General features: G+C 72.3%; 20 protein-coding genes and 1 riboswitch. Of the genes, 16 read left to right on the top strand and 4 right to left on the bottom strand.

Annotated elements, in window-relative coordinates; all coding sequences use genetic code 11:
- The first annotated feature begins 126 nt into the window (after positions 1-126).
- The 7 genes from gcvH to ACSQ2D_RS10930 all read left to right on the top strand — a co-directional run bounded on the left by gcvH (position 127) and on the right by ACSQ2D_RS10930 (position 8,040).
- Positions 127-516, top strand: coding sequence for a glycine cleavage system protein GcvH (gene gcvH, locus ACSQ2D_RS10900; RefSeq protein ID WP_435985966.1), 390 nt, complete (start codon positions 127-129; stop codon positions 514-516).
- Positions 517-623: 107 nt separating this feature from the next.
- The gene (locus ACSQ2D_RS10905) at positions 624-1,094 is read left to right on the top strand and encodes an FHA domain-containing protein (protein WP_435985967.1); all 471 of its coding nucleotides are present in this window, start codon (positions 624-626) and stop codon (positions 1,092-1,094) included.
- Positions 1,091-1,816, top strand: a complete 726-nt coding sequence (ftsR, locus tag ACSQ2D_RS10910) for a transcriptional regulator FtsR (RefSeq protein ID WP_435985968.1) — start codon at positions 1,091-1,093, stop codon at positions 1,814-1,816. Before ACSQ2D_RS10905 ends, ftsR begins: the two co-directional genes overlap by 4 nt.
- A gap of 41 nt (positions 1,817-1,857) precedes the next feature.
- A complete protein-coding gene (locus ACSQ2D_RS10915) occupies positions 1,858-2,376 on the top strand; it encodes a bifunctional nuclease family protein (RefSeq protein WP_435985969.1) in 519 nt (172 codons plus the stop codon).
- A gap of 250 nt (positions 2,377-2,626) precedes the next feature.
- Positions 2,627-3,211 carry a MerR family transcriptional regulator gene (locus ACSQ2D_RS10920; RefSeq protein WP_256795659.1) on the top strand — a complete coding sequence of 195 codons (585 nt, stop codon included), beginning with the start codon at positions 2,627-2,629 and terminating at the stop codon, positions 3,209-3,211.
- A gap of 130 nt (positions 3,212-3,341) precedes the next feature.
- Positions 3,342-3,441: riboswitch (glycine riboswitch) on the top strand.
- 77 nt (positions 3,442-3,518) lie between these two features.
- Positions 3,519-6,446, top strand: coding sequence for an aminomethyl-transferring glycine dehydrogenase (gene gcvP / locus ACSQ2D_RS10925; RefSeq protein WP_435985970.1), 2,928 nt, complete (start codon positions 3,519-3,521; stop codon positions 6,444-6,446).
- Between the two features lie 106 nt (positions 6,447-6,552).
- Positions 6,553-8,040 carry a glutamate--cysteine ligase gene (locus tag ACSQ2D_RS10930; protein ID WP_435985971.1) on the top strand — a complete coding sequence of 496 codons (1,488 nt, stop codon included), beginning with the start codon at positions 6,553-6,555 and terminating at the stop codon, positions 8,038-8,040.
- Positions 8,041-8,126: 86 nt separating this feature from the next.
- Here the strand turns inward: ACSQ2D_RS10930 and ACSQ2D_RS10935 are convergent, their stop codons facing one another.
- Positions 8,127-8,753, bottom strand: coding sequence for a histidine phosphatase family protein (locus ACSQ2D_RS10935; RefSeq protein WP_435985972.1), 627 nt, complete (start codon positions 8,751-8,753; stop codon positions 8,127-8,129).
- A gap of 72 nt (positions 8,754-8,825) precedes the next feature.
- On the opposite strand from ACSQ2D_RS10935, the gene ACSQ2D_RS10940 reads away from it, so the two are divergent.
- Entirely contained in the window at positions 8,826-9,770 is a 945-nt protein-coding gene (locus ACSQ2D_RS10940; RefSeq protein ID WP_435985973.1) for a PhzF family phenazine biosynthesis protein, read from the top strand.
- Between the two features lies 1 nt (position 9,771).
- The gene (locus ACSQ2D_RS10945) at positions 9,772-10,311 is read left to right on the top strand and encodes a DUF1697 domain-containing protein (protein ID WP_435985974.1); all 540 of its coding nucleotides are present in this window, start codon (positions 9,772-9,774) and stop codon (positions 10,309-10,311) included.
- Between the two features lie 10 nt (positions 10,312-10,321).
- On the opposite strand, the gene ACSQ2D_RS10950 is transcribed toward ACSQ2D_RS10945, so the two are convergent.
- A complete protein-coding gene (locus ACSQ2D_RS10950; protein ID WP_435985975.1) occupies positions 10,322-11,083 on the bottom strand; it encodes a TrmH family RNA methyltransferase in 762 nt (253 codons plus the stop codon).
- 176 nt (positions 11,084-11,259) lie between these two features.
- Here ACSQ2D_RS10950 and ACSQ2D_RS10955 point away from each other — a divergent pair, with 176 nt between their 5' ends.
- From ACSQ2D_RS10955 to ACSQ2D_RS10970, 4 genes are all read left to right on the top strand, one after another.
- Entirely contained in the window at positions 11,260-12,423 is a 1,164-nt protein-coding gene (locus tag ACSQ2D_RS10955; RefSeq protein ID WP_435985976.1) for an LLM class flavin-dependent oxidoreductase, read from the top strand.
- Entirely contained in the window at positions 12,420-13,040 is a 621-nt protein-coding gene (locus tag ACSQ2D_RS10960; RefSeq protein ID WP_435985977.1) for a CE1759 family FMN reductase, read from the top strand. The genes ACSQ2D_RS10955 and ACSQ2D_RS10960 overlap by 4 nt, the downstream gene beginning before the upstream one ends.
- Positions 13,041-13,165: 125 nt before the next feature.
- Positions 13,166-14,428, top strand: coding sequence for an APC family permease (locus ACSQ2D_RS10965; protein ID WP_435985978.1), 1,263 nt, complete (start codon positions 13,166-13,168; stop codon positions 14,426-14,428).
- Between the two features lie 96 nt (positions 14,429-14,524).
- On the top strand, positions 14,525-15,703 hold the full coding sequence (locus tag ACSQ2D_RS10970) for a hypothetical protein (RefSeq protein WP_435985979.1): 1,179 nt from the start codon (positions 14,525-14,527) through the stop codon (positions 15,701-15,703).
- 89 nt (positions 15,704-15,792) lie between these two features.
- Here ACSQ2D_RS10970 and lhgO read toward each other — a convergent pair whose 3' ends face one another.
- Both lhgO and ACSQ2D_RS10980 read right to left on the bottom strand, forming a co-directional pair.
- Positions 15,793-16,992 carry an L-2-hydroxyglutarate oxidase gene (lhgO, locus tag ACSQ2D_RS10975; RefSeq protein WP_435985980.1) on the bottom strand — a complete coding sequence of 400 codons (1,200 nt, stop codon included), beginning with the start codon at positions 16,990-16,992 and terminating at the stop codon, positions 15,793-15,795.
- Between the two features lie 7 nt (positions 16,993-16,999).
- Complete coding sequence (locus ACSQ2D_RS10980; RefSeq protein WP_435985981.1) at positions 17,000-17,401, bottom strand: GNAT family N-acetyltransferase; 402 nt, start codon at positions 17,399-17,401, stop codon at positions 17,000-17,002.
- A 25-nt stretch (positions 17,402-17,426) separates the two neighbouring features.
- Between ACSQ2D_RS10980 and ACSQ2D_RS10985 the strand changes: the two genes are divergently transcribed.
- The 3 genes from ACSQ2D_RS10985 (at position 17,427) to ACSQ2D_RS10995 (ending at position 21,319) form a co-directional block, all read left to right on the top strand.
- A complete protein-coding gene (locus tag ACSQ2D_RS10985) occupies positions 17,427-18,047 on the top strand; it encodes an L-threonylcarbamoyladenylate synthase (RefSeq protein WP_435985982.1) in 621 nt (206 codons plus the stop codon).
- Between the two features lie 63 nt (positions 18,048-18,110).
- Positions 18,111-20,072, top strand: coding sequence for an amylosucrase (locus tag ACSQ2D_RS10990; protein ID WP_435985983.1), 1,962 nt, complete (start codon positions 18,111-18,113; stop codon positions 20,070-20,072).
- A 59-nt stretch (positions 20,073-20,131) separates the two neighbouring features.
- Entirely contained in the window at positions 20,132-21,319 is a 1,188-nt protein-coding gene (locus ACSQ2D_RS10995) for a Fic family protein (RefSeq protein ID WP_435985984.1), read from the top strand.
- Positions 21,320-21,328 lie beyond the last annotated feature (9 nt).

The raw sequence follows: 21,328 nt of genomic DNA on the forward strand, positions 1-21,328 counted from the left end.
CCCTGCGCTCGCTGCGCGGGCATGGCATCCTCTCAGGTGCCACCGCATCGCCGGCGACACCAGCGCCCAGCAGCACGCGCATCCACCACGACCCCGACCGGGGCCGTCCACTGACGAAGGAGCGACATGAGCGACCTGGACTACCCCTCCGACCTGCGCTACACCAGCGACCACGAGTGGGTCCGCGTCGGCGACGACGGAGTGGTCCGCATCGGCATCACGTCCTTCGCCCAGGACGCGCTCGGCGACGTCGTCTACGTCTCGCTCCCCGCCGTCGGCGACACCGTGACGCCCGGCGACTCGTGTGGCGAGGTCGAGTCGACGAAGTCGGTCAGCGACGTCTACGCACCGCTCGAGGGCGAGGTCACGGCCACCAACTCCGCTCTCGACGCCTCGCCCGAGCTCATCAACTCCGACCCGTACGGTGAGGGCTGGATGTTCGAGCTGCGCCCGGCCGACGCCTCCGCCGTCGACGGGCTCATGGACGCGGCGACCTACACCGCGTCGCTGTCCTGACCGTCCGGCGGGCGCGTGCCCGCCGTGGCGCCGGGCAGGTTCCGACCCCGCCCGGGTCAACTAGAGTGGATGGACCCGAATCCGCCCGCACCACAGAGGAGGACCGCATGTCGAGCGACCTGCCCGACCCCGACGACATGAACGTCGAACCCCGCACCATGCGGTTCCAGGGCGTGCCGTCGCAGGACAGCGACCACGTCGACACCGTCGGCGCCCGAGGCCTCACGGCCGAGGACCAGGCGACCATCGAGGCCCTGCGTCCCGGAACCGCCCTGCTCGTCGTGCTCCGCGGCCCCAACACCGGCGCCCGCTTCCTGCTCGACGACCAGGAGGTGGCCGCCGGTCGCCATCCTGACTCCGACATCTTCCTCGACGACGTCACGGTGTCGCGCAAGCACGCGGCGTTCGTCGCGCAGGGTGGCGGCTACGTCGTGCGCGACGCCGGCTCGCTCAACGGCACCTACGTCAACCGGGAGCGGATCGACGAAGCCCCCCTGCACCAGGGCGACGAGGTCCAGATCGGCAAGTTCCGCCTCGTCTACTACGCGTCCGGAGCACCCCAGCACCCGCCGGCATGACCGCAGGCACGGTGGCCGGCGACGGGGGAGCGCCGGCACCCCGGCGCCTCACGATCGGCAAGGTGCTGGCGGCGCTCTCCGAGGAGTTCCCCGACGTCACCGCGTCGAAGATCCGCTTCCTCGAGGCCGAGGGGTTGGTGCTGCCGCACCGCACGCCCTCGGGCTACCGCACCTACACCGACGACGACGTGCGTCGGCTGCGCTACGTGCTGTCGGCGCAGCGCGACCGCTACTGGCCGCTCAAGGTCATCCGGGAGGCGCTCGATGCGCTCGACCGCGGTCTGTCGGACCCGGGTGAGGAGTCGGGCGGGCGGCCCCGGCCACCCGCGCCGGCACCCGACCCCGAGGTCCCCGCGCCCCAGGACCTGACGGCCCGGAGCGAGGTGTCGCTCACCGGGCCCGAGCTGCGCGAGGCGACGGGGATCGACCGCGACACGATGATCGCCCTCGAGACGTACGGCCTGCTCCAGCCCGACGAGAGGGGCCACTTCGGCCACGACTCGCTCGCCATCGCCGCTGCGGCGCGGACGCTCGCCGGTCATGGTCTCGAGGCGCGCCACCTGCGTCCCTTCCGCACCGCCGCCGACCGCGAGATCGGCCTGGTCGACCAGGTCCTGGCAACGCGTTCGCGCAGTGGCACGCGCGAGGAGCGGGCGGCCGAGATCGCTTCTGCCTGCATCGCGTTGCACGTGGCGCTCGTCCGCTCGGGCCTGGCCCGCTGAGGCCGGTCCCCACCTCCCGCGTGCCGGGGTACGGTGGAGGAGTGAGAGAGGTCGATGTCCTGGGCGTCCGCGTCGAGATGCCCACGAACCAGCCGATCGTCCTGCTGCGTGAGCGGGACGGCGGGCGCTACCTGCCGATCTGGATCGGCGCGGCCGAAGCCGCTGCGATCACGTATGCCCAGCAGGGTGTCGTGCCGCCGCGACCACTGACCCACGACCTCATGCGTGACGTCCTGTCGGTGCTCGGTCACGAGCTGACCGAAGTGCGCATCGTGGCTCTCAAGGACTCCGTCTTCCACGCGGCGCTCATCATCGACGGCAAGGCCGAGGTCAGCTCGCGAGCCAGCGACGCCATCGCCCTCGCCCTGCGCACGGGCGCCAAGGTGCTCGTCGAGCCGGCCATCCTCGACGAGGCGGCCATCGTCGTCTCCTCGGAGGAGGACGACGAGGTCGAGCGCTTCAAGGAGTTCCTCGACCACGTGTCCGCCGAGGACTTCGAGGGGCCGGCTCCCGAGGCGGAGCCCGGCGATCGTCCCGACCTGCCCGACCGGCCTGACTGACCGGCCTGACTGAGCGGCCTGACTGACCGGCCCGGCCGACGACCCGCGCGCCGTCACGCGCACCTTCACCTTCAGGTGACACCTGAAGGTTGCCTCCACCGCCTCGACACGCCGCCGCGTCATGGCCGTGGTGATTGACCGGACGGTGGACGCGGCCTACCGTCAGGAGAACGACGCGACTGTAGTTATCCGGATGTCGTCTGCGCGCACGCACCACCGCGGCCCGCAGCCTGAGCAGGAGGAGGACGGCATGGCCGCCATCGAGGACGCGCACGACGCCGGTCGGGTCATGCCCGCCGGGTCCCAGGGCCTGCTGTTCACCGACGACCTGCCCGAGCTGTCCGAGGACACCGGCTACCGCGGTCCGACCGCGTGCAAGGCCGCCGGCATCACCTACCGACAGCTCGACTACTGGGCCCGCACGGGTCTCGTCGAGCCGTCCGTCCGCAGCGCCACCGGCTCCGGCACGCAGCGCCTCTACGGCTTCCGCGACATCCTCGTGCTCAAGGTCGTCAAGCGCCTGCTCGACACCGGCGTCTCGCTCCAGCAGATCCGCGTCGCCATCAGCCACCTGCGCGAGCGAGGTGTCGAGGACCTCGCGCAGATCACCCTGATGAGCGACGGCGCCTCGGTCTACGAGTGCACCTCCGCCGACGAGGTCATCGACCTCGTGCAGGGGGGCCAGGGCGTCTTCGGCATCGCCGTCGGTCGGGTGTGGCGCGAGGTGGAGGGCGAGCTCGCCCTCCTGCCGAGCGAGCGTGCCGACGAGGACGTGCCGGCCGACCACCCCGACGACGAGCTGAACGCGCGCCGTCAGGCCCGCCGCCTGGCCTGACCGACCACCTGGCGCGCCACCCTCACGCACCACCGTTCGACACGGCCCGACCGGACTCTCCGGCCGGGCCTTGTCCGTGCCGGGACGTACCGTGACCATGGCCGCCTGCTGGTAGATTTGCGGTGCCGATCGACCCTGCGTGGGAGAGTCCTCGGGGTGCCCAGCACCTGCGAGGCGCCGAAGGGGCAACATCCCCGGAACCTCTCAGGCGCCAGGACCATGCGGGCGAGGCAACTCTGGAGGCACCGTCGCGGTGCTCGACAGACGGGGAGCGTGTGTCATCCGCTCGAACCCGTCAGGAGCCCGCATGTCGATCGACCAGCTCGTGCCCGTCACCACCGGAACGTCCACGGAGACGGTGATGGCCGACTTCGTGAGCCGTCACGTCGGCCCAGCCGGCGACGACGTGCGCCACATGCTCGAGGTCGTCGGCCAGCCGAGCCTCGACGCCATGTGCGACCGCGCCATCCCGGGCGCGATCCGGTCCGGGTCGCCCCTGCGCATCGAGGCGGCCGCCAGCGAGAGCGCCGTCATCGAGGAGCTGCGCGGGTTCGCCTCTCGCAACACCGTGCTCACCTCGCTCATCGGGCTCGGCTACTACGGCACCGTGACCCCGCCGGTCGTGCGCCGCAACGTGCTCGAGAACCCCGCCTGGTACACCGCCTACACGCCCTACCAGCCCGAGATCTCCCAGGGCCGGCTCGAGGCCCTGCTCAACTTCCAGACGGTCGTCACCGACCTGACCGGGCTCGACGTGGCGGGCTCCTCGCTCCTCGACGAGTCGACCGCCGCCGCCGAGGCGATGTCGCTCATGCGTCGCGCGAGCAAGGCCGCGGCCGACGCCGTCGTGCTCGTCGACGAGCGGCTCTTCCCGCAGACCATCGCCGTCATGCGCACCCGCGCCGAGGCGCTCGGGCTGCCCGTCGCCGTCGTCGACCTGCGCGCCGTGACCGACACCGACTCCCTGTCTGCAGCAGCGGGCGGCCGGGCCGTCGTCGGGGCCATGGTGCAGTACCCCGACTCCACCGGCGAGCTCGTCGACTGGGCACCGCTGACCGCGGCCGTCCACGAGGCCAAGGGCCTCGTCACCGCCTGCGCCGACCTGCTCGCGCTCACGCTCGCCAGCGCTCCGGGGGAGTGGGGCGCCGACATCGCCGTCGGCAGCGCCCAGCGCTTCGGCGTCCCGATGGGGTTCGGCGGCCCGCACGCCGGCTACATGGCCGTCCACCGCGGGCTCGAGCGCCAGATCCCCGGACGCCTCGTCGGCGTCTCGGTCGACGCCGAGGGACACCAGGCGTACCGCCTCGCCCTGCAGACGCGTGAGCAGCACATCCGCCGCGAGAAGGCCACGTCCAACATCTGCACCGCCCAGGTGCTCCTCGCCGTCATGGCGAGCATGTATGCCGTGTGGCACGGGCCCGCGGGCCTCGTGGCCATCGCGCAGCGCGTCGCCGGCCTCACGGCCGCCCTGCGTGGCGCCCTCGTCGACGGCGGCCTCGACGTCGAGACGACGGCGTTCTTCGACACGCTGACGGTCGTCGTGCCGGGCCGGGCCGAGGAGGTCACCAGCGCTTTCGCCGACCGGGGCATCAACGTCTGGCGCGTCGACGCCGATCGCGTCTCGCTCAGCCTCGACGAGACCTCCACGCCCGCAACGGTGCTCGCCGTCCTCGAGGCCTTCGGCGTTCCCGCCTCCGCCGACGCGGAGAGCACGACCGGCACCCCCGGCGCGAGCGGCATACCCGAGGCGCTGACCCGCACGTCCGAGTTCCTCACGCACCCGGTCTTCCACGCCCACCACTCCGAGACGGCGATGCTGCGCTACCTGCGCCGCCTCTCCGATCGCGACTTCGCGCTCGACCGTGGCATGATCCCGCTCGGCTCGTGCACGATGAAGCTCAACGCCACCACCGAGATGGAGGCGGTCACCTGGCCGGAGTTCGCGAACCTCCACCCGTTCGCCCCGGCCGAGCAGACGGTCGGCATCCGTGCCCTCATCGACGACCTGTCCGCGTGGCTGTGCGAGATCACCGGCTACGACGCGGTGTCGCTCCAGCCCAACGCCGGCTCGCAGGGCGAGTTCGCCGGGCTGCTCGCGATCCACGCCTACCACCAGGCCCGTGGCGAGGGACACCGCCGCGTCTGCCTCATCCCCGCCAGCGCCCACGGCACCAACGCCGCCTCGGCGGTCATGGCCGGTCTCAAGGTCGTCGTCGTCAAGACGGCCGCCGGCGGCACCGTCGACATGGACGACCTGCGCGCCAAGATCGAGGCGCACCGCGACGACCTCGCCGCCATCATGGTGACCTACCCGTCGACGCACGGCGTCTACGAGGACACCATCACCGAGCTGTGCGAGCTCGTCCACGAGGCCGGCGGCCAGGTCTACGTCGACGGCGCCAACCTCAACGCGCTCGTCGGCCTGGCCCAGCCGGGGACGTTCGGCGCCGACGTCAGCCACCTCAACCTGCACAAGACCTTCTGCATCCCGCACGGCGGCGGTGGTCCCGGAGTCGGTCCGGTCGCGGTCCGCGCGCACCTCGCGCCGCACCTGCCGAACCACCCGCTGTCCGCGGAGGCCGGCCCCGAGACGGGAGTGGGCCCGGTCTCGGCCGCGCCGTTCGGCTCGGCGAGCATCCTGCCGATCTCGTGGGCGTACGTCCGGCTCATGGGCGGCGAGGGTCTGCGGCACGCCACCCAGATGGCGGTCCTCGGCGCCAACTACATCGCGGCCCGCCTCCGCGAGCACTACCCGGTGCTCTACTCCGGCAACGACGACCTCGTCGCGCACGAGTGCATCCTCGACGTCCGCCAGATCACGGCCGAGACGGGCGTCACCGTCGACGACATCGCCAAGCGCCTCGTCGACTACGGCTTCCACGCACCGACGATGAGCTTCCCCGTCGCGGGCACGCTCATGGTCGAGCCCACCGAGTCCGAGAACCTCTACGAGCTCGACCGCTTCTGCGATGCGATGATCGCGATCCGCGGCGAGATCGAGGCGATCCGCGCGGGCGAGGTGGCGGTCGGCGACAGCATGCTGCGGCACGCACCGCACACGGCCCTCAACATCGCGGGGGAGTGGGACCACCCCTACGAGCGCACCGAGGCCGCCTTCCCCGTCGGGATCAACGCCGCCGACAAGTACTGGCCGCCGGTGAGCCGCATCGACGGCGCCTACGGCGACCGCAACCTCGTGTGCTCGTGCCCGCCGCCGGAGGCCTTCGAGGGCTGACCGGCCCGCCCGTCCACGGGTCACCACCTGACCGGCGCCCGGTCAGGTGGTGACCAGTCCGTGCGCGCCCCTCGCGCCGCGACCGCGAGTGTGGTTGTCTCGGCACGTGGGAGCCGACGTCGAGCAGGCCAGGTACACACGCGAGCAGCGGCAGCAGTACCGGGAGAAGGTACGCCGCGACCTCGACGTGTTCGAACGCATGCTCGGCAAGAGCGAGTTCGAGTTCGACCGACCCATGACGGGTCTCGAGATCGAGCTCAACCTCGTCAACGAGGACCTCGGCCCCAAGCTCGACAACAAGACGGTGCTCGAGCAGATCGCCGACGAGGACTACCAGACCGAGCTGGCGCGCTACAACATCGAGCTCAACGTCCACCCGCGCCCGCTGCCGGGCGACTCGGCCATCGAGCTGGAGCAGCTGCTCCGCGAGTCCCTCAACCGGGCCTCGGCCAAGGCCGCCGAGGCCCATGCCGGCATCGTCGCCATCGGCATCCTGCCGACGGTCATGCCCGAGCACTTCGAGGGCGACTGGATCAGCGAGAACATCCGCTACGCCGCCCTCAACAACGCCGTGCTCGACGCGCGCGGCGAGGACGTGTGGCTCGAGCTCGAGGGCCCGACCGGTGAGCGCATCGCCCGCTACTCCGACAGCCTCGCACCCGAGTCGGCGTGCACCTCGATCCAGCTGCACCTGCAGGTGCAGCCCGAGCGGTTCGCCGACCACTGGAACGCCGCCCAGGTCCTCGCCGGGCCGCAGCTGGCCCTCGGCGCCAACTCGCCCTTCTTCCTCGGTCAGCGACTCTGGGCCGAGACGCGCATCCCGCTCTTCACCCAGGCCACCGACACGCGGTCGGTCGAGCTGAAGAACCAGGGCGTGCGCCCCCGTGTCTGGTTCGGGGAGCGGTGGATCACCTCGATCTTCGACCTCTTCGAGGAGAACGTCCGCTACTTCCCGGCCCTGCTGCCCGAGCTCTACGACGAGGAGCCCGAGGAGGTCTTCGAGCGGGGCGAGGTGCCCGAGCTCAGGGAGCTGCGCCTGCACAACGGGACGGTCTACCGCTGGAACCGCCCCATCTACGACATCGTCGGCGGCCGCCCGCACCTGCGCGTCGAGAACCGCGTCCTGCCCGCGGGGCCGAGCATCGCCGACGTCATGGCCAACGCCGCCTTCTACTACGGCACGATGCGCGTGCTCGCCGAGGAGGACCGTCCGGTCTGGACCCGGATGAGCTTCTCCGCGGCCGAGTCGAACTTCGAGGAGGGCGCCCGCCTCGGCATCGACGCCCGCACCTACTGGCCCGGGCTCGGCGAGGTGCCCGCCACGGAGCTCGTCCTGCGCCGTCTGCTCCCGATGGCCCACGAAGGCCTCGAGCGCTGGGGTGTGTCGGCCGCCGTGCGCGACCGCTTCCTCACGATCATCGAGCAGCGATGCCTCCTGGGCGTCAACGGCGCGTCGTGGCAGACCGAGTGCGTGGCCCGCCTCGAGGCGCGCGGGCTGACCCGCGACAAGGCCCTGCGTGAGATGTTGCGCCACTACATCGAGGGCATGATGGCCAACGAGCCCGTCCACACGTGGGAGCTCCCCAAGGACTGACGCCCGGCCGCGGACGTCCTGAGCCACGGCGCAGGTGTGCGTATGCCGGGTGCCCGGCGACCCGGCATACGTCCCTCTCGCGGGGCTCAGTCGGAGAGCAGGCGCCAGGGGGAGAGGTTGTACATCCCGAGGCACCGGGTCGACCGGTGGTGCGTCAGCACGCTCATCGAGCCCGCGTCGAGGATGAGCTGCGCGCCGAAGCGGGGGTCGAGCCCGAGGTAGGTCGCGGTGAGGACGCGCAGCGCGTGGCCGTGGCCGAAGAGCGCGACGTCGCCGTGCTCGAGGTCGGGCCACACCTTGTCGATGACCTGCTGCGCACGCGCCGAGACCTGCTCGACCGTCTCGCCCGGGGTGACGCCGGGCTGCACGCCGTCGACGAAGACCTCCCAGGGGTGGCCGATCTCGGCACTGATCTGCTTCGTCGTGATGCCCTCGTAGGCGCCGTAGTCCCACTCGCGCAGCAGCGGCTCGACCTCGAAGTCGCCGAGGCCTGCGAGCTCGGCCGTGCGCCTCGCGCGCTGGAGGGGAGAGACGAGGACCCGCTCGAAGCGGTGCTTGCGCAGCACGTCGGCGAGCTCACGTGCCGCGGCCTCGCCCTCGGGGAGCAGCGGGAGGTCCGTCGTGCCGGTGTGCTGCCCGCTCAGCGACCACTCGGTCTCGCCGTGCCGGAAGAGGTAGATGTTGCCGGGGACGACGCCGTCGGGGGAGGCCATGTCGCCACAGTATCGGCGCGGCGGGCCCTTCGACCCTGCCGCCCGGGCCGGGGCTCGGGCACACTCGGGTGCATGGACCTGCCCTTCCACCTGCTCAACGTCTTCTCCATCGAGGGAGAGCCCTTCTCGGGCAACCCGCTCTGCGTCTTCCCCGAGGCGGGTGGCCTCTCCGACGACGAGATGCTCGCGTGGGCGCGGCAGTTCAACCTCAGTGAGTCGACGTTCGTCACGTCGCTCGGCGACGGCACCACGACGGGCGACGCCGCCGTGCGCATCTTCACGCCCGGCCACGAGATGCCGTTCGCGGGGCACCCGACCCTGGGCACGGCCGAGGTCGTCGCGATGCTGGGTGGCGGCCTCGACGCCGTGCACCTCAGCATGCCCGCCGGGCGCATCCCGGTCGGACGGGTCGACGGCGGCTGGCGCCTCGCGGCCCGACCCGCGACGGTGCGCGAGGTGACCTCGAGCGGCGCGGAGCTGGCCGAGGCGCTCGGCATCGACCGGAGGCTGGTCGTGCGCTCCGACGCGTCCTGGGTCGACGCCGGCGTCGAGCAGCTGCTCGTGCGCCTCGACTCCGTCGACGCCGTGCGCGCCTGCGACCCCGACGCGCACCTCATGGCCGAGCACATGACGTCCCCGCCACGGGCTCCCCACGTCTACGCGTGGGCCTGGACCGGGCCGAAGAGCGTCGAGGCCCGCCTCTTCTACACCCAGGGACAGGCCGTCCTCGAGGACCCCGCGACCGGGTCGGCGTGCGCCAACCTCGGAGGGTGGCTCGTCTACCAGGGCGCCCGCGACGTCTCGGTCGTCGTGAGCCAGGGCACCGCCGTCGGGCGCCCCTCACGGCTGCTGCTCGACATCGACGCCGAGGGTGCCGTCCACGTGGGAGGCCGCGTCGAGACCGTCGGCCGCGGCACGTGCTCGGTCGGCTCTGTCGGCTCGGTCGGTTCGGTCGGTTCGGTCGGTTCGGACAGCACGAGCGGCACGAGCGGCACGAGCGGCACGGTCGGGGCCTGACGTGCCGGTGTGGATCGGCTTCCTCCGTGCCGTCAACGTCGGCAAGCGGCAGGTGCGCATGGCGTCGCTGCGCACGCTGCTCGAGGCGGAGGGCTACGAGGACGTCGAGACCCACATCCAGAGCGGCAACCTCAAGGTCCGCTCGTCCGCGCGCAGCGCGGCCACGGTGGAGACCGACCTGCGCCGTGCCATCAGTGCCGAGTTCGGCTTCGACGTGCCCGTCGTCGTGCGCACCCCCGCGCAGCTGAAGGCGCTGGCCGACGAGGCCGAGGCCATCGAGTCGCCGATCGCCGCGGACGCCAAGCGCTACGTGACGTTCATGACCGGCGACCTCGACCCCGAGGGCGTCACGGCGCTGCATGCGTGGGACGTGGCCACCGAGGGCGCCCGCGTCGTCGGCAACGACGTCGTGCTCTTCCTCTCCGACGGCGTCCAGGCGGCGAAGCTGTCGAACACCCGCATCGAGAAGCTCACCGGCGCGGTGGGCACGGCGCGCAACATCACCGTCGTCCGGGCGCTCGCCGAGAAGTGGGGCGACTGACGCGGTCGCCTCAGAGGCGCGCGCGGCGGACGAGCTCGAAGCAGACGACCGCGGCCGCGGCCGAGACGTTGAGCGACTCGACGCCCGCAGCCATAGGGATCGACACCCAGGTGTCGACGAGGTCGGCCACCTCGGGAGTGAGCCCGGCCGTCTCGCTGCCGAGCACGAACGCGACGGGCTCGGGCAGGTGGGCGGCGAAGAGGTCGTCGTCGCCGCCCGCGTCGAGCCCCACGACGTGGAAGCCGGACCGCTTGAGGTCGGCGACGGCCTCGGCGGCCGTGAAGGCCTTGAGGATCGGCGCCCGGAACGCCACGCCGGCGGAGGCCTTGACGACCAGCGGGTCGAGGGAGGCGACACCCTTGCGCGGGACGACGATGCCGTCGACACCGGCCGCCGTGGCCGAGCGCAGGATCATCCCGACGTTGGCGGGGGTCGTCACGCCGTCGAGGACGAGCACGGCACGGAGGGAGCCGGCGTCCTCGGCGAGCGCCGACTCGAGGGGGCGCATCCGTGGCGCGACGACGTCGGCAAAGACCCCTTGGTCCTGCCGGCCGTTGCCGGCGAGCTTCTTGACGCGCTCGGCGCTCGCGTACTGCACCTCGACACCGCGCCGGCGCGCCGCCTGCTGGATCTCGCGCAGGCCGCTGCCACGGGCCCCGTCGGCGATGACGACCTTGTCGACGTGCAGGTCACCGTCGAGCAGCACCTCGTGGACGGGGTTGCGACCGTAGACCGTGATGAAGCGGTCCTTGGGGGAGATCTCAGCGCTCACCGCGACAGGATCCCACGCGCCCACTGCAACACACCGTGCAGGTCACAACCCGCCGCGATCGGATCCCGGTGGGTCGTGACCTGCACGGTGTGTTGCCCGGGGGAGGGCGCGGGAATGGGGGAGCACCCCTCGACGTTCAGTATGATTGAATCGTCAATCAAAAGGAGCTGGGACACATGCAGTTCGGGATCTTCACCGTGGGCGACGTCACGACCGACCCCACGACGGGGCGTACGCCGACCGAGCACGAGCGGATCGAGGCCACCGTCGCCATCGCCAGGAAGGCGGAGGAGGTCGGGCTCGACGTCTTCGCGACCGGACAGCACCACAACCCGCCGTTCATCCCGTCGGCCCCGACGACGACCCTCGCCTACATCGCCGCCCAGACGGAGCGGATCATCCTCTCGACGTCGACGACCCTCATCACGACGACCGACCCCGTGCGGATCGCCGAGGACTACGCGTCGCTCCAGCACCTGAGCAACGGGCGCATGGACCTCATGATGGGCCGCGGCAACACCGGTCCGGTCTACCCGTGGTTCGGCAAGGACATCCGCGACGGCATCCCGCTCGCCATCGAGAACTACGCGCTGCTGCACCGCCTGTGGCGCGAGGACGTCGTCGACTGGCAGGGCAAGTACCGCACCCCGCTCCAGGGCTTCACCTCGACGCCACGCCCGCTCGACGGCATACCCCCGTTCGTGTGGCACGGCTCGATCCGCAGCCCCGAGATCGCCGAGCAGGCGGCCTACTACGGCGACGGCTTCTTCTCCAACCACATCTTCTGGCCGGCCAGCCACACGCGGCAGATGGTCCAGCTCTACCGCCGCCGCTTCGAGCACTACGGCCACGGCAGCGCCGACCAGGCGATCGTCGGGCTCGGCGGGCAGGTCTTCATGCGCAGGAACAGCCAGGACGCCGTGCGCGAGTTCCGTCCGTACTTCGACAACGCTCCCGTCTACGGGCACGGTCCGTCGCTCGAGGAGTTCACGAGCCAGACGCCGCTGACCGTCGGCAGCCCGCAGGAGGTCATCGAGAAGACGCTCGGCTTCCGCGAGTACGCCGGTGACTACCAGCGCCAGCTCTGGCTGCTCGACCACGCGGGGCTGCCGCTCAAGACCGTCCTCGAGCAGCTCGACATCCTCGGTGAGGAGGTCGTGCCCGTGCTCCGCAAGGAGTTCGCCGCCCTCAAGCCCGCCCACGTCCCCGACGCCCCGACCCACCCGAGCCTGCTCGCCGCCGCCGGGGGCGCCCACGACGCCACGGTCCACGCCGTCGACGACGTGACCGGAGCCTCGCCCGAGCCCACCACCGCAGCCACCCTGGAGGTGACGAAGTGACCGCCTTCCACATCGCCGTCATCACCGCCGGCATCACGCAGCCGTCGTCGACGCGGCTGCTCGCCGACCGCCTCACCGAGGCCACCGTCCGAGCGCTCGCCCGGCACGACCTCGGAGAGGTCGTCGTCGAGGTCGTCGACGTGCGCGACGTCGCCCACGACCTGACCAACAACGTGCTGACCGGCTTCGCGTCACCCGACCTGCAGGTGCGTCTCGACGCGATCGCCGAGGCGGACGCCGTCATCGTCGCCACCCCGGTGTATGCCGCGTCGTACAGCGGGCTGTTCAAGATGCTGGTCGACGTGCTGCCCAAGGACGCGCTGCGCGACACCCCGGTGCTGCTCGGCGCGACCGGCGGCACGGCCCGTCACTCGCTCGTCATCGACCACGCCCTGCGCCCGCTCTTCGCCCACCTGGGCGCGCTCGTCGCTCCGGTGGCCGTCTTCGCCGCCAGCGAGGACTGGGGCAGCGTCGACGCCGGTCGGCTGGGCGAGCGCATCGATCGCGCCGGAGCGGCCTTCGGCGCCCTCGTGAGCGGTTCGCCGCGGGCCGACCGGGTCGACCCGTTCGAGCAGGTCACGCCCTTCGAGTCGATGCTCACCGACCTGCGCGCCTGACCGACCGCACCTGCCGCCACCCGCCCGGCCCGAGGGGACCCTCGGGCCGGGTGGGTGCGACCGGCGTCGTCGAGCGGCGCAAACCCGGTCAAGGCCGTCGACGCGCCGGGCGCCACACTTGGGGCATGGCCACCCACCGCCCAGGCCCGTCCCTCGCACGCCGGCTGACCACCCCGGACGCCGTCGTCATCGGCGTCGGATCGATGGTGGGCGCCGGGATCTTCAGCGCCTTCGCCCCCGCGGCGCGGGCCGCCGGCGGATGGCTCTTCGTCGCCCTCGGCGTCGCGGCCGTCGTCGCCCTCTGCAACGCGACGTCGTCGGCGCAGCTCGCCGCCCAGTACCCGACGTCCGGCGGCACCTACGTCTACGGTCGCGAGCGGCTGGGCCCGTGGTGGGGCTTCACGGCCGGGTGGGGCTTCGTCATCGGCAAGACGGCGAGCTGCGCGGCCATGGCACTCGTCTTCGCGGCCTACGTCGTCCCCGACCGCTGGCAGAAGGCCGTCGCGGTGCTCGCCGTCGTGTCCCTGGCCGCGGTCAACTACCGCGGGATCACGCGGACGGCGCGCCTCACCCGTCTCATCGTCGCGGGCGTGCTCGCTGCCCTCGCCGTCGTGCTCGTCGTGGTCTCCGTATGGGGCGCTGCGCCTCCCGGCCCGCTGACGGACACCGGTGGAGCACCCGGGTTCGGGGGCGTGCTGCAGGGGGCCGCGATCCTCTTCTTCGCCTTCGCGGGCTACGCCCGCATCGCCACCCTGGGGGAGGAGGTCGTCGACCCCACGCGCACGATCCCGCGCGCGATCGTCGCGGCCTTCGCCGTCGTCGTGCCGTTGTATGCCGTCACGGCCGTCGTGCTCGTCCGTTCCCTCGGCACGTCCGGCCTGGCAGCGAGCGACGCCCCGCTGCGCGACGCGGCCGACACCGTCGCCGGCGCGGGTTGGCTGCCGCCCCTGGTCGCCGCCGCGGCGGCCGCTGCGACCCTGGGCGCCCTGCTGGCGCTCGTCGCCGGGGTCGGGCGGACGGCGCTCGCGATGGCCCGCGAGGGGGACCTGCCGCGCCCGCTCGCCGCCGTCCACCCGCGCTACTCGGTGCCGCACGTCGCCGAGGTCGCCGTGGCCGCCGTCGTCTGCCTGCTCGTCGTGCTCGTCGACCTGCGCGGCGTCATCGGCTTCTCGTCGTTCGGAGTCCTCACCTACTACGCCGTCGCGAACGCCGCGGCGCTGACCCAGGCGCCGGCCCAGCGCCGCTACCCTCGGGTGCTCGCGCTGACGGGCCTCGTCGGGTGCGTGACCCTCGCGCTGGCCGTGCCGTCGGGGTCGCTCGTGGCCGGGATCGTGGTGCTCGTCGTCGGGCTCGTCGGCCGGCTCGTCGTCCTCCGTCGTCGGGGCTGAGACCGGCTCGCTGGGCACGACACGCGGGGAGTGCTCCCCATGGACCGTCGGCGGCACCCCACCTACCGTGGGGCCCACCGTCGACAGGAGGCCCACGTGCTCTACCGCAAGGGTGCAGACCCCGAAGCGCTCGAGCGTGCCGCGCGCGAGCTGACCGCGTGCGCCGGCGAGGTGGACGGCATCCGTGCGACCGGGACCCGGGCGCTCGCGGTCATCGGCCGCTCGTGGGGTGGCGACGACGCGCAGTCGGCCCAGGAGAGCTGGCGCTCCACGTCCGCCGTGCTCGTGGCCCTCGGATCGACCCTGGAGACGATGTCCCGTCGACTGACCGACAACGCGCGGGCCCAGCGCGGCACGAGCGGCGACGGTGCGGGTCCGGGCGGCGGCGGCCTCCCCGGCCCGTTCCCGTTCCCCGGTGTCGCCGGGTCATCCACCGGCCCGGATGCCGTCGCCGAGCCGCCGCCCTTCGCCGACGACGTGCGTGGGGACCGTCCGCACGACATCGACCTCGAGCTGGCCGAGCTCGCCCGTGGCGTCTACGACGGCGAGGGCACCGAGAGCTTCGACCCGCTCAGCGACTCCGAGCTCGAGTCGCTCGGCATCGACCCCGACAGCCTCGAGGGATCGGGCGGGTTCCAGGCCAACATCTACCGCGACGACGAGGGACGCTACGTCCTGGCCTTCGCCGGGACCGACCCGTCCAGCGTGCGTGACTGGGGCACCAACCTGCAGCAGGGCGCCGGCGGGCTGAGCGCGCAGCACCTCCAGGCCGTCGCCCTCGCCCAGCACCTCGCCGGGGCCGTGGGCAGCGAGAACATGGTCCTCACCGGTCACTCCCTGGGCGGCGGGCTCGCGAGCACCGCCTCGGTGGCCACCGACGTGCCGGCCGTGACCTTCAACGCAGCCGGCGTGCACCCCAACACCGTCCTGGCCGCCGCGGCGCTCGGCCACGACGACGCCTCGCTCACCTCGGGCCAGATCCGCAACTACCACGTGCGCGGCGAGGTCCTCACGACCGTGCAGAACCCCCTCGGCTCCTTCACCGACCACGTCCCCTTCATCGGCGACAACCCACTGCCCAACGCCCTCGGTACGCAGATCGCCCTCGACCCCGCCGAGGGTCCCGACCTCGACGTCTCGCCGTGGGAGCTGCTGAGTCCCGTCAGCCTCATCGCCGACACCGCCGTCGACCTCGGCGGCTACGCGATCGGCCAGCACGGCGCGCCCTCCGTCATCGATGCCATGGAGGCGAGCGACTACTTCGGCAAGCACTGACACCCGCCGTCCGCAGTGACGCCGCCGGCACGGTGTCGGGACCTCGTCGTCCTGGCCGTGGCGGCTCAGGTGAGGCGCCTGACGGGGGATCAGCCCAGGTCGAGGAGCGTGACGACCCGCTCGGCGATCGCGAGGGATGCCGTGGCCGCCGGAGAGGGCGCGTTGCGGATGCACAGGACCGACCCGACGCGGCTGAAGCGGAAGTCCTCGACGAGCTCACCGTCCGGGTCCATCGCCTGGGCGCGGACCCCCGGGGGCGCCGGCACGACGTCCGACAGGCCGATCTCCGGGACGTAGCGGCGGACCCGCTCGACGAACGCGTGCCGGCTCAGCGACCCCACGACCTCGTGCGCTCCCGTGCGCAGGTTGGCTCGGGCGAACCGCAGGAACCCGCGGGACGAGACGAGCCCACGCACGACCCCGAGGTCGACGTCCCGACGCCGATAGCCCTCGCGAGCGGTGGCGAGGACGGCGTTCGGCCCGAGGAGGACCCGCCCGTCGACGCGCCTCGTCAGGTGGACCCCGAGGAAGGGGTAGCGCGGGTCGGGCACGGGGTAGACGAGTCCGTGCACCAGGTGCTCGGCGGACGGCACGAGGCGGTGGTACTCGCCGCGGAACGGCACGATCTCCGGGTCGGGACCGTCACCGGCCAGCCGTGCGAGCCGGTCGGCCTGCAACCCGCCGGCGATGACGACGCGGTCGGCGACGAAGCGCCGGCCGTCGGCACCCCGGACCTCGACGCGATCACCACGGCGGTCGAACCCCGTCACCTCGAAGCCCGTGACGACCGCGGCGCCGAGGGACGCCGCGTCCTCGAGCATCGCCGCCGCCACGCGGGCGAAGTCGGTGATGGCCGTCGTGGGCGAGTGCAGCGCCGCGCGCCCGACGGCATGCGGCTCGACCTCGCGCAGTGCGTCGGGCCCGAGCCACCGCAGGCCCGGTACGCGGTTGGCCCGGGCGCGGGCCTCGATGTCGCGCAGCCGTGCCTCCTGCACCTCGTCGAGCGCGATGACGAGCTTGCCCACCTCCTCGTAGGGCAGCGCCCGCTCGTCGCAGTAGCGGCGCAGACGCCGGACTCCCTCGCGCGAGAGCGTGGCCTTGGCCGAGCCGGGGGCGTAGTAGAGCCCCGCATGGACGACACCGCTGTTGCGCGATGTCTGGTGCCGACCCGGCGCCGTCTCCTTCTCGACGACGGTCACCTCGGGGCGCGGGTCCGACAGGGTGAGCCTGCGGGCCACGGCCGACCCCACGATGCCACCGCCCACGACGACGACGTGCGGGCGGGTCACCCGGCCCTCACCTCGCGGCCGCCGCGCGCTCCGCCGCGTCGACGTCGTCCCGGGTCGGCGCGAGGACGCGGGCGGCATACGGCTCCGGGTGACGGCGGAGGTACACCTTGATGTACGGGCACAGCGCGACGATCGAACGGCCCGCCGCGACAGTGGCATCGAGCGCGTACGCGGCGAGGCGCCCGGCGAGGCCCCGACCCTCGTAGGCCGGACTCACCTCGGTGTGGAAGAAGACGACACGGGCGGGCGTCCCGGGCGTGGCGCCCGGGACGACGGCATAGCTGGCGACCCCGATGACGTGGTCCCCGTCGCGCAGCTCGAAACGCCCACGCTCGGGGTTGTCGAGCACCTCGATGCCGTCGTGCTCGCCGTCAGCGACGATCCGGCCCTCACCCGTCTGCTCGGTCATGGCACCAGCATGGCAGGGTGGTGCCATGGCGAAGTACTTCGACGTGCACCCCGTGGATCCTCAGCCGCGGGCGATCGCGCAGGCGGTCGAGATCCTGCGGTCCGGCGGGCTCATCGCCTACCCCACCGACTCGTGCTTCGCGCTCGGCTGCTCCCTCGACAACCCGGAGGGCAAGGAGCGCATCCTGCGGATCCGACGCCTCGACGACAAGCACCACTTCACGCTCGTCTGCTCGGACTTCGCCCAGCTGGGCCAGTTCGTGCACCTCGACAACTCGGTCTTCCGGGCCATCAAGGCCGCGACGCCCGGGCCCTACACCTTCATCCTGCCCGCGACGAAGGAGGTGCCGCGACGCCTGCTGCACGCGAAGAAGAAGACCGTGGGGGTGCGCATCCCGGAGCACCCCGTCGTCCGTGAGCTGCTGCGGGAGATGGGTGAGCCGATCCTCTCGAGCACGCTGCTCATGCCCGACGACGACGAGCCGATGACCGAGGGCTGGGAGATCAAGGACCGCCTCGACCACGTCATCGACGCCGTCATCGACTCGGGGGAGTGCGGCCTCGAGCCGACGACCGTCGTCGACTACTCCGACGGCTACCCCGTCGTGACCCGTGTCGGTGCGGGGGACCCCAGTCCCTTCGAGTGACCTGCCGCCGGTGAGGGCCGCGTGCCCCTGTCGCGCAGCCGCCCGGTGCTGTTCAATCGGGCCATGAGCGACGCTGCGCACGACGTCCGGCCGACGGCGGAGTCGGTGACCTCGCTGCTCGCGGGGCTCGACGACCACGACCGCGAGACGCTCGAGCTGAGGCTCGAGCGATGGTCCGACGACCTCGTCGCGGCGCTCATGGTCCTCTATCCGGAGCACGACGTGTCAGCGCTCGCCCTGCGTCTCGTCGAGAGCGCGGTGGCCGGCTACCGTCAGCGCTCGCCCGAGCTGCGCCGCCTCGACCAGCGCCGGCTGCTGCGCCCCGACTGGCTCCAGCAGCCCGGCATGTTCGGCTACGCCTGCTACACCGACCGGTTCGCCGGCGACCTCGACGGACTGCGGGGGCGGGTGGGCTACCTGCGTGACCTCGGCGTCAGCTACCTGCACCTCATGCCGCTGCTCCAGCCCCGTGACGGGGACAACGACGGCGGCTACGCCGTGCAGGACTACCGCACCGTCCGGCCCGACCTCGGCGACGTGGAGGACCTGCGCCGGCTCGCGAGCGACCTTCGGGGGCAGGGCATCTCGCTCGTGCTCGACCTCGTGCTCAACCACGTCGCGCGCGAGCACGACTGGGCCCGTCGCGCCCGGGCGGGGGAGTCGCGCTACCGCGACTACTTCCACGTCTACCCCGACCGGGTCATGCCGGACGCCTACGAACGCACCCTGCCCGAGGTCTTCCCGGACTTCGCACCGGGCAACTTCACGTGGGACGACGAGCTGCGCGGCTGGGCGTGGACGACCTTCAACGAGTGGCAGTGGGACGTCAACTGGGCCAACCCCGACGTCCTCGTCGAGTACGCCGACATCGTCCTGTACCTCGCCAACCTCGGTGTCGAGGTGCTCCGGCTCGACGCGATCGCGTTCACGTGGAAGCGGCTCGGCACGAGCTGCCAGAACCAGCCGGAGGTCCACGCGGTGACCCAGGCACTGCGCACCGTGGCGCGCATCGCGTGCCCGGCGCTCGCCTTCAAGGCCGAGGCGATCGTCGGTCCGCGGGACCTCGTGCTGTACCTCGGGCAGGGCGAGCACGCCGGCCGGGTCAGCGACCTCGCGTACCACAACAGCCTCATGGTGCAGGTGTGGTCCATGCTCGCCACGGGCAGCACGGGGCTCGCCAAGCAGGCCCTCTCGGCGCTCCCGGCGACCCCGCCGAGCGGCACGTGGATCTGCTACGTCCGGTGCCACGACGACATCGGGTGGGCCATCGACGACGGGGACGCGGCCTCCGCCGGCCTCGACGGCTACGCCCACCGGCGCTTCCTGTCGAACTGGTACTCCGGAGACCACCCCGGGTCGTGGGCCCACGGTCTCGTCTTCCAGCACAACCCGGCGACCGGCGACAAACGCATCAGCGGCACGGCCGCATCACTGACGGGCCTCGCCGACGCGGAGGCCCGCGGTGACGCCGACGGGGTCGGTCAGGGACTGGCCCGGCTCTTCCTCGCCCACGCCGTGGTCGCCGGCTGGGGTGGCATTCCCGTCGTGTGGAGCGGCGACGAGCTGGGGATGCCCAACGACCCGGACTGGGCGAGCGAGCCCGGCCACGAGGACGACAACAGGTGGGCGCACCGCGAGCGGCTCGACTGGGCCGTCGCTGCGGAGCGGGGTGACCTCGACACCGTGTCCGGGAAGGTCTTCCAGGGACTGCGTCACCTCGCCGGCGTGCGCGCAGACCTGCCGCAGCTCCATGCGTCGGCGCAGACGAGGGTGCTCCTCGAGACCGACGACGGTGTGCTGGCCGTCGTCCGCACGCACCCGAGCGGCTCGATGGTCTGCGTCTACAACGTCACCTCGTCGTGGCAGCGGGTCGAGGTCCGCCACTTCGCCGACGTCGGCATCGCGCATCCCTACGACGCGCTCGGGGGATACCCCGTCTTCGGTGGGGCGGACGGGCTGGCGTCGTTGAGCCCGTATGCCGCGTGGTGGGTCGTCGAGGCCCCGGTGGACGTCGCGCACGCCTAAGCACGGAGCCTCCTTGATAAAGGTTGTGCGATAACCTTAACCAAGGAGGTGTCACCGACATGGCAACGACGTGGCCCGCACTCGGCTCGACGACGATGGCCTGGCAGCCCGTCGAGGGCCTGCTCGACCTGTCCCGACGTGCCCTCCGGTCGACGCCGGCCACGTTCGAGGCCGCGGTCGTGCCCACGATCGCGGAGGCCGAGCTCGTGCTGCCGGGCGACCTCGCCGCGGACCTCGACGAGGCCACCCGGCTGCTCGCCACCTTCGACGCCGGGGGAGCGGGGGAGATCGCGCCGTTCGCCTCGGTGCTGCTCCGGTCCGAGAGCGCCGCGAGCTCGCAGATCGAGAACCTCACCTCGTCCGCACGGGCCCTGGCCGAGGCCGAGATCGGCGAGGGCAACCGGGCCAACGCCGCCGTCATCCTCGGCAACGTCCGCACCATGCAGGCCGCGCTCGACCTCGCCGGGCGCCTCGACGAGGACGCCGTCCTCGCGATGCACCGGGCCCTCATGGCGCAGCAGTCGCTGCACCCGGGAGGTCGCTGGCGCGAGCAGCAGGTGTGGGTCGGTGGATCGGCCCTGCACCCGGGGGAGGCGCACTACGTGCCGCCCGGGGCGACCGACGTGCCGGCGCTGATGGCCGACCTCGTCGCCTTCATGGACCGCGACGACCTGCCCCCGCTGGCGCACGCGGCGCTGGCGCACGCGCAGTTCGAGACCATCCACCCCTTCACCGACGGCAACGGCCGCACCGGTCGGGCGCTGCTCCACTCGGTCCTGCTCCACACGGGGGCGATCCGGCGGGTCACCGTCCCGATCTCGGCCGGCCTGCTCGCCATCCGCGACGACTACTTCGACGCGCTCACGGCCTACCGCAGGGGAGACGTGGAGCCCATCCTGCGATGCGTGGCCGAAGCCGCGCGCAACGGCACCCACATCGGCGAGCGGCTCGTCGGGACCCTTCGACAGGTGCGCGCGGACTGGGCCGCGAAGCTCACGGCACGAGCGGGATCCACGGCGTGGTCGATGCTCGACCTCCTGCTGCGTCAGCCCGTCGTCACGGCACGAGTCGTCGCGCGCGAGCTCGAGGTCTCGCCCCCGACGGCGCAGGCGGCCCTGCAGCGACTCGTCGACGACGGCATCCTCGTGGAGTCGACCGGGCACCGGCGCAACCGCGTCTACCGCGCCCCCACGGTGCTCCGGGCGCTGGACGCGTACGCGGCAGGTCTGGGCCGTCGCATGCGGTGACGAATTTCC

The sequence above is a fragment of the Terrabacter sp. LjRoot27 genome (genome assembly GCF_964254175.1).
Classification (GTDB): Bacteria; Actinomycetota; Actinomycetes; order Actinomycetales; family Dermatophilaceae; genus Terrabacter.

Bases quoted from the DNA above. Each gene is read 5' to 3' on its own strand.
- ACSQ2D_RS10990 (WP_435985983.1), top strand. From the start codon at position 18,111: ATGAGCGACGCTGCGCACGACGTCCGGCCGACGGCGGAGTCGGTGACC.
- ACSQ2D_RS10905 (WP_435985967.1), top strand. From the start codon at position 624: ATGTCGAGCGACCTGCCCGACCCCGACGACATGAACGTCGAACCCCGC.
- ftsR (WP_435985968.1), top strand. From the start codon at position 1,091: ATGACCGCAGGCACGGTGGCCGGCGACGGGGGAGCGCCGGCACCCCGG.
- ACSQ2D_RS10980 (WP_435985981.1), bottom strand. From the start codon at position 17,401: ATGACCGAGCAGACGGGTGAGGGCCGGATCGTCGCTGACGGCGAGCAC.
- ACSQ2D_RS10955 (WP_435985976.1), top strand. From the start codon at position 11,260: ATGCAGTTCGGGATCTTCACCGTGGGCGACGTCACGACCGACCCCACG.
- gcvH (WP_435985966.1), top strand. From the start codon at position 127: ATGAGCGACCTGGACTACCCCTCCGACCTGCGCTACACCAGCGACCAC.
- ACSQ2D_RS10940 (WP_435985973.1), top strand. From the start codon at position 8,826: ATGGACCTGCCCTTCCACCTGCTCAACGTCTTCTCCATCGAGGGAGAG.
- ACSQ2D_RS10985 (WP_435985982.1), top strand. From the start codon at position 17,427: ATGGCGAAGTACTTCGACGTGCACCCCGTGGATCCTCAGCCGCGGGCG.
- gcvP (WP_435985970.1), top strand. From the start codon at position 3,519: ATGTCGATCGACCAGCTCGTGCCCGTCACCACCGGAACGTCCACGGAG.
- ACSQ2D_RS10995 (WP_435985984.1), top strand. From the start codon at position 20,132: ATGGCAACGACGTGGCCCGCACTCGGCTCGACGACGATGGCCTGGCAG.
- ACSQ2D_RS10935 (WP_435985972.1), bottom strand. From the start codon at position 8,753: ATGGCCTCCCCCGACGGCGTCGTCCCCGGCAACATCTACCTCTTCCGG.
- ACSQ2D_RS10920 (WP_256795659.1), top strand. From the start codon at position 2,627: ATGGCCGCCATCGAGGACGCGCACGACGCCGGTCGGGTCATGCCCGCC.
- ACSQ2D_RS10965 (WP_435985978.1), top strand. From the start codon at position 13,166: ATGGCCACCCACCGCCCAGGCCCGTCCCTCGCACGCCGGCTGACCACC.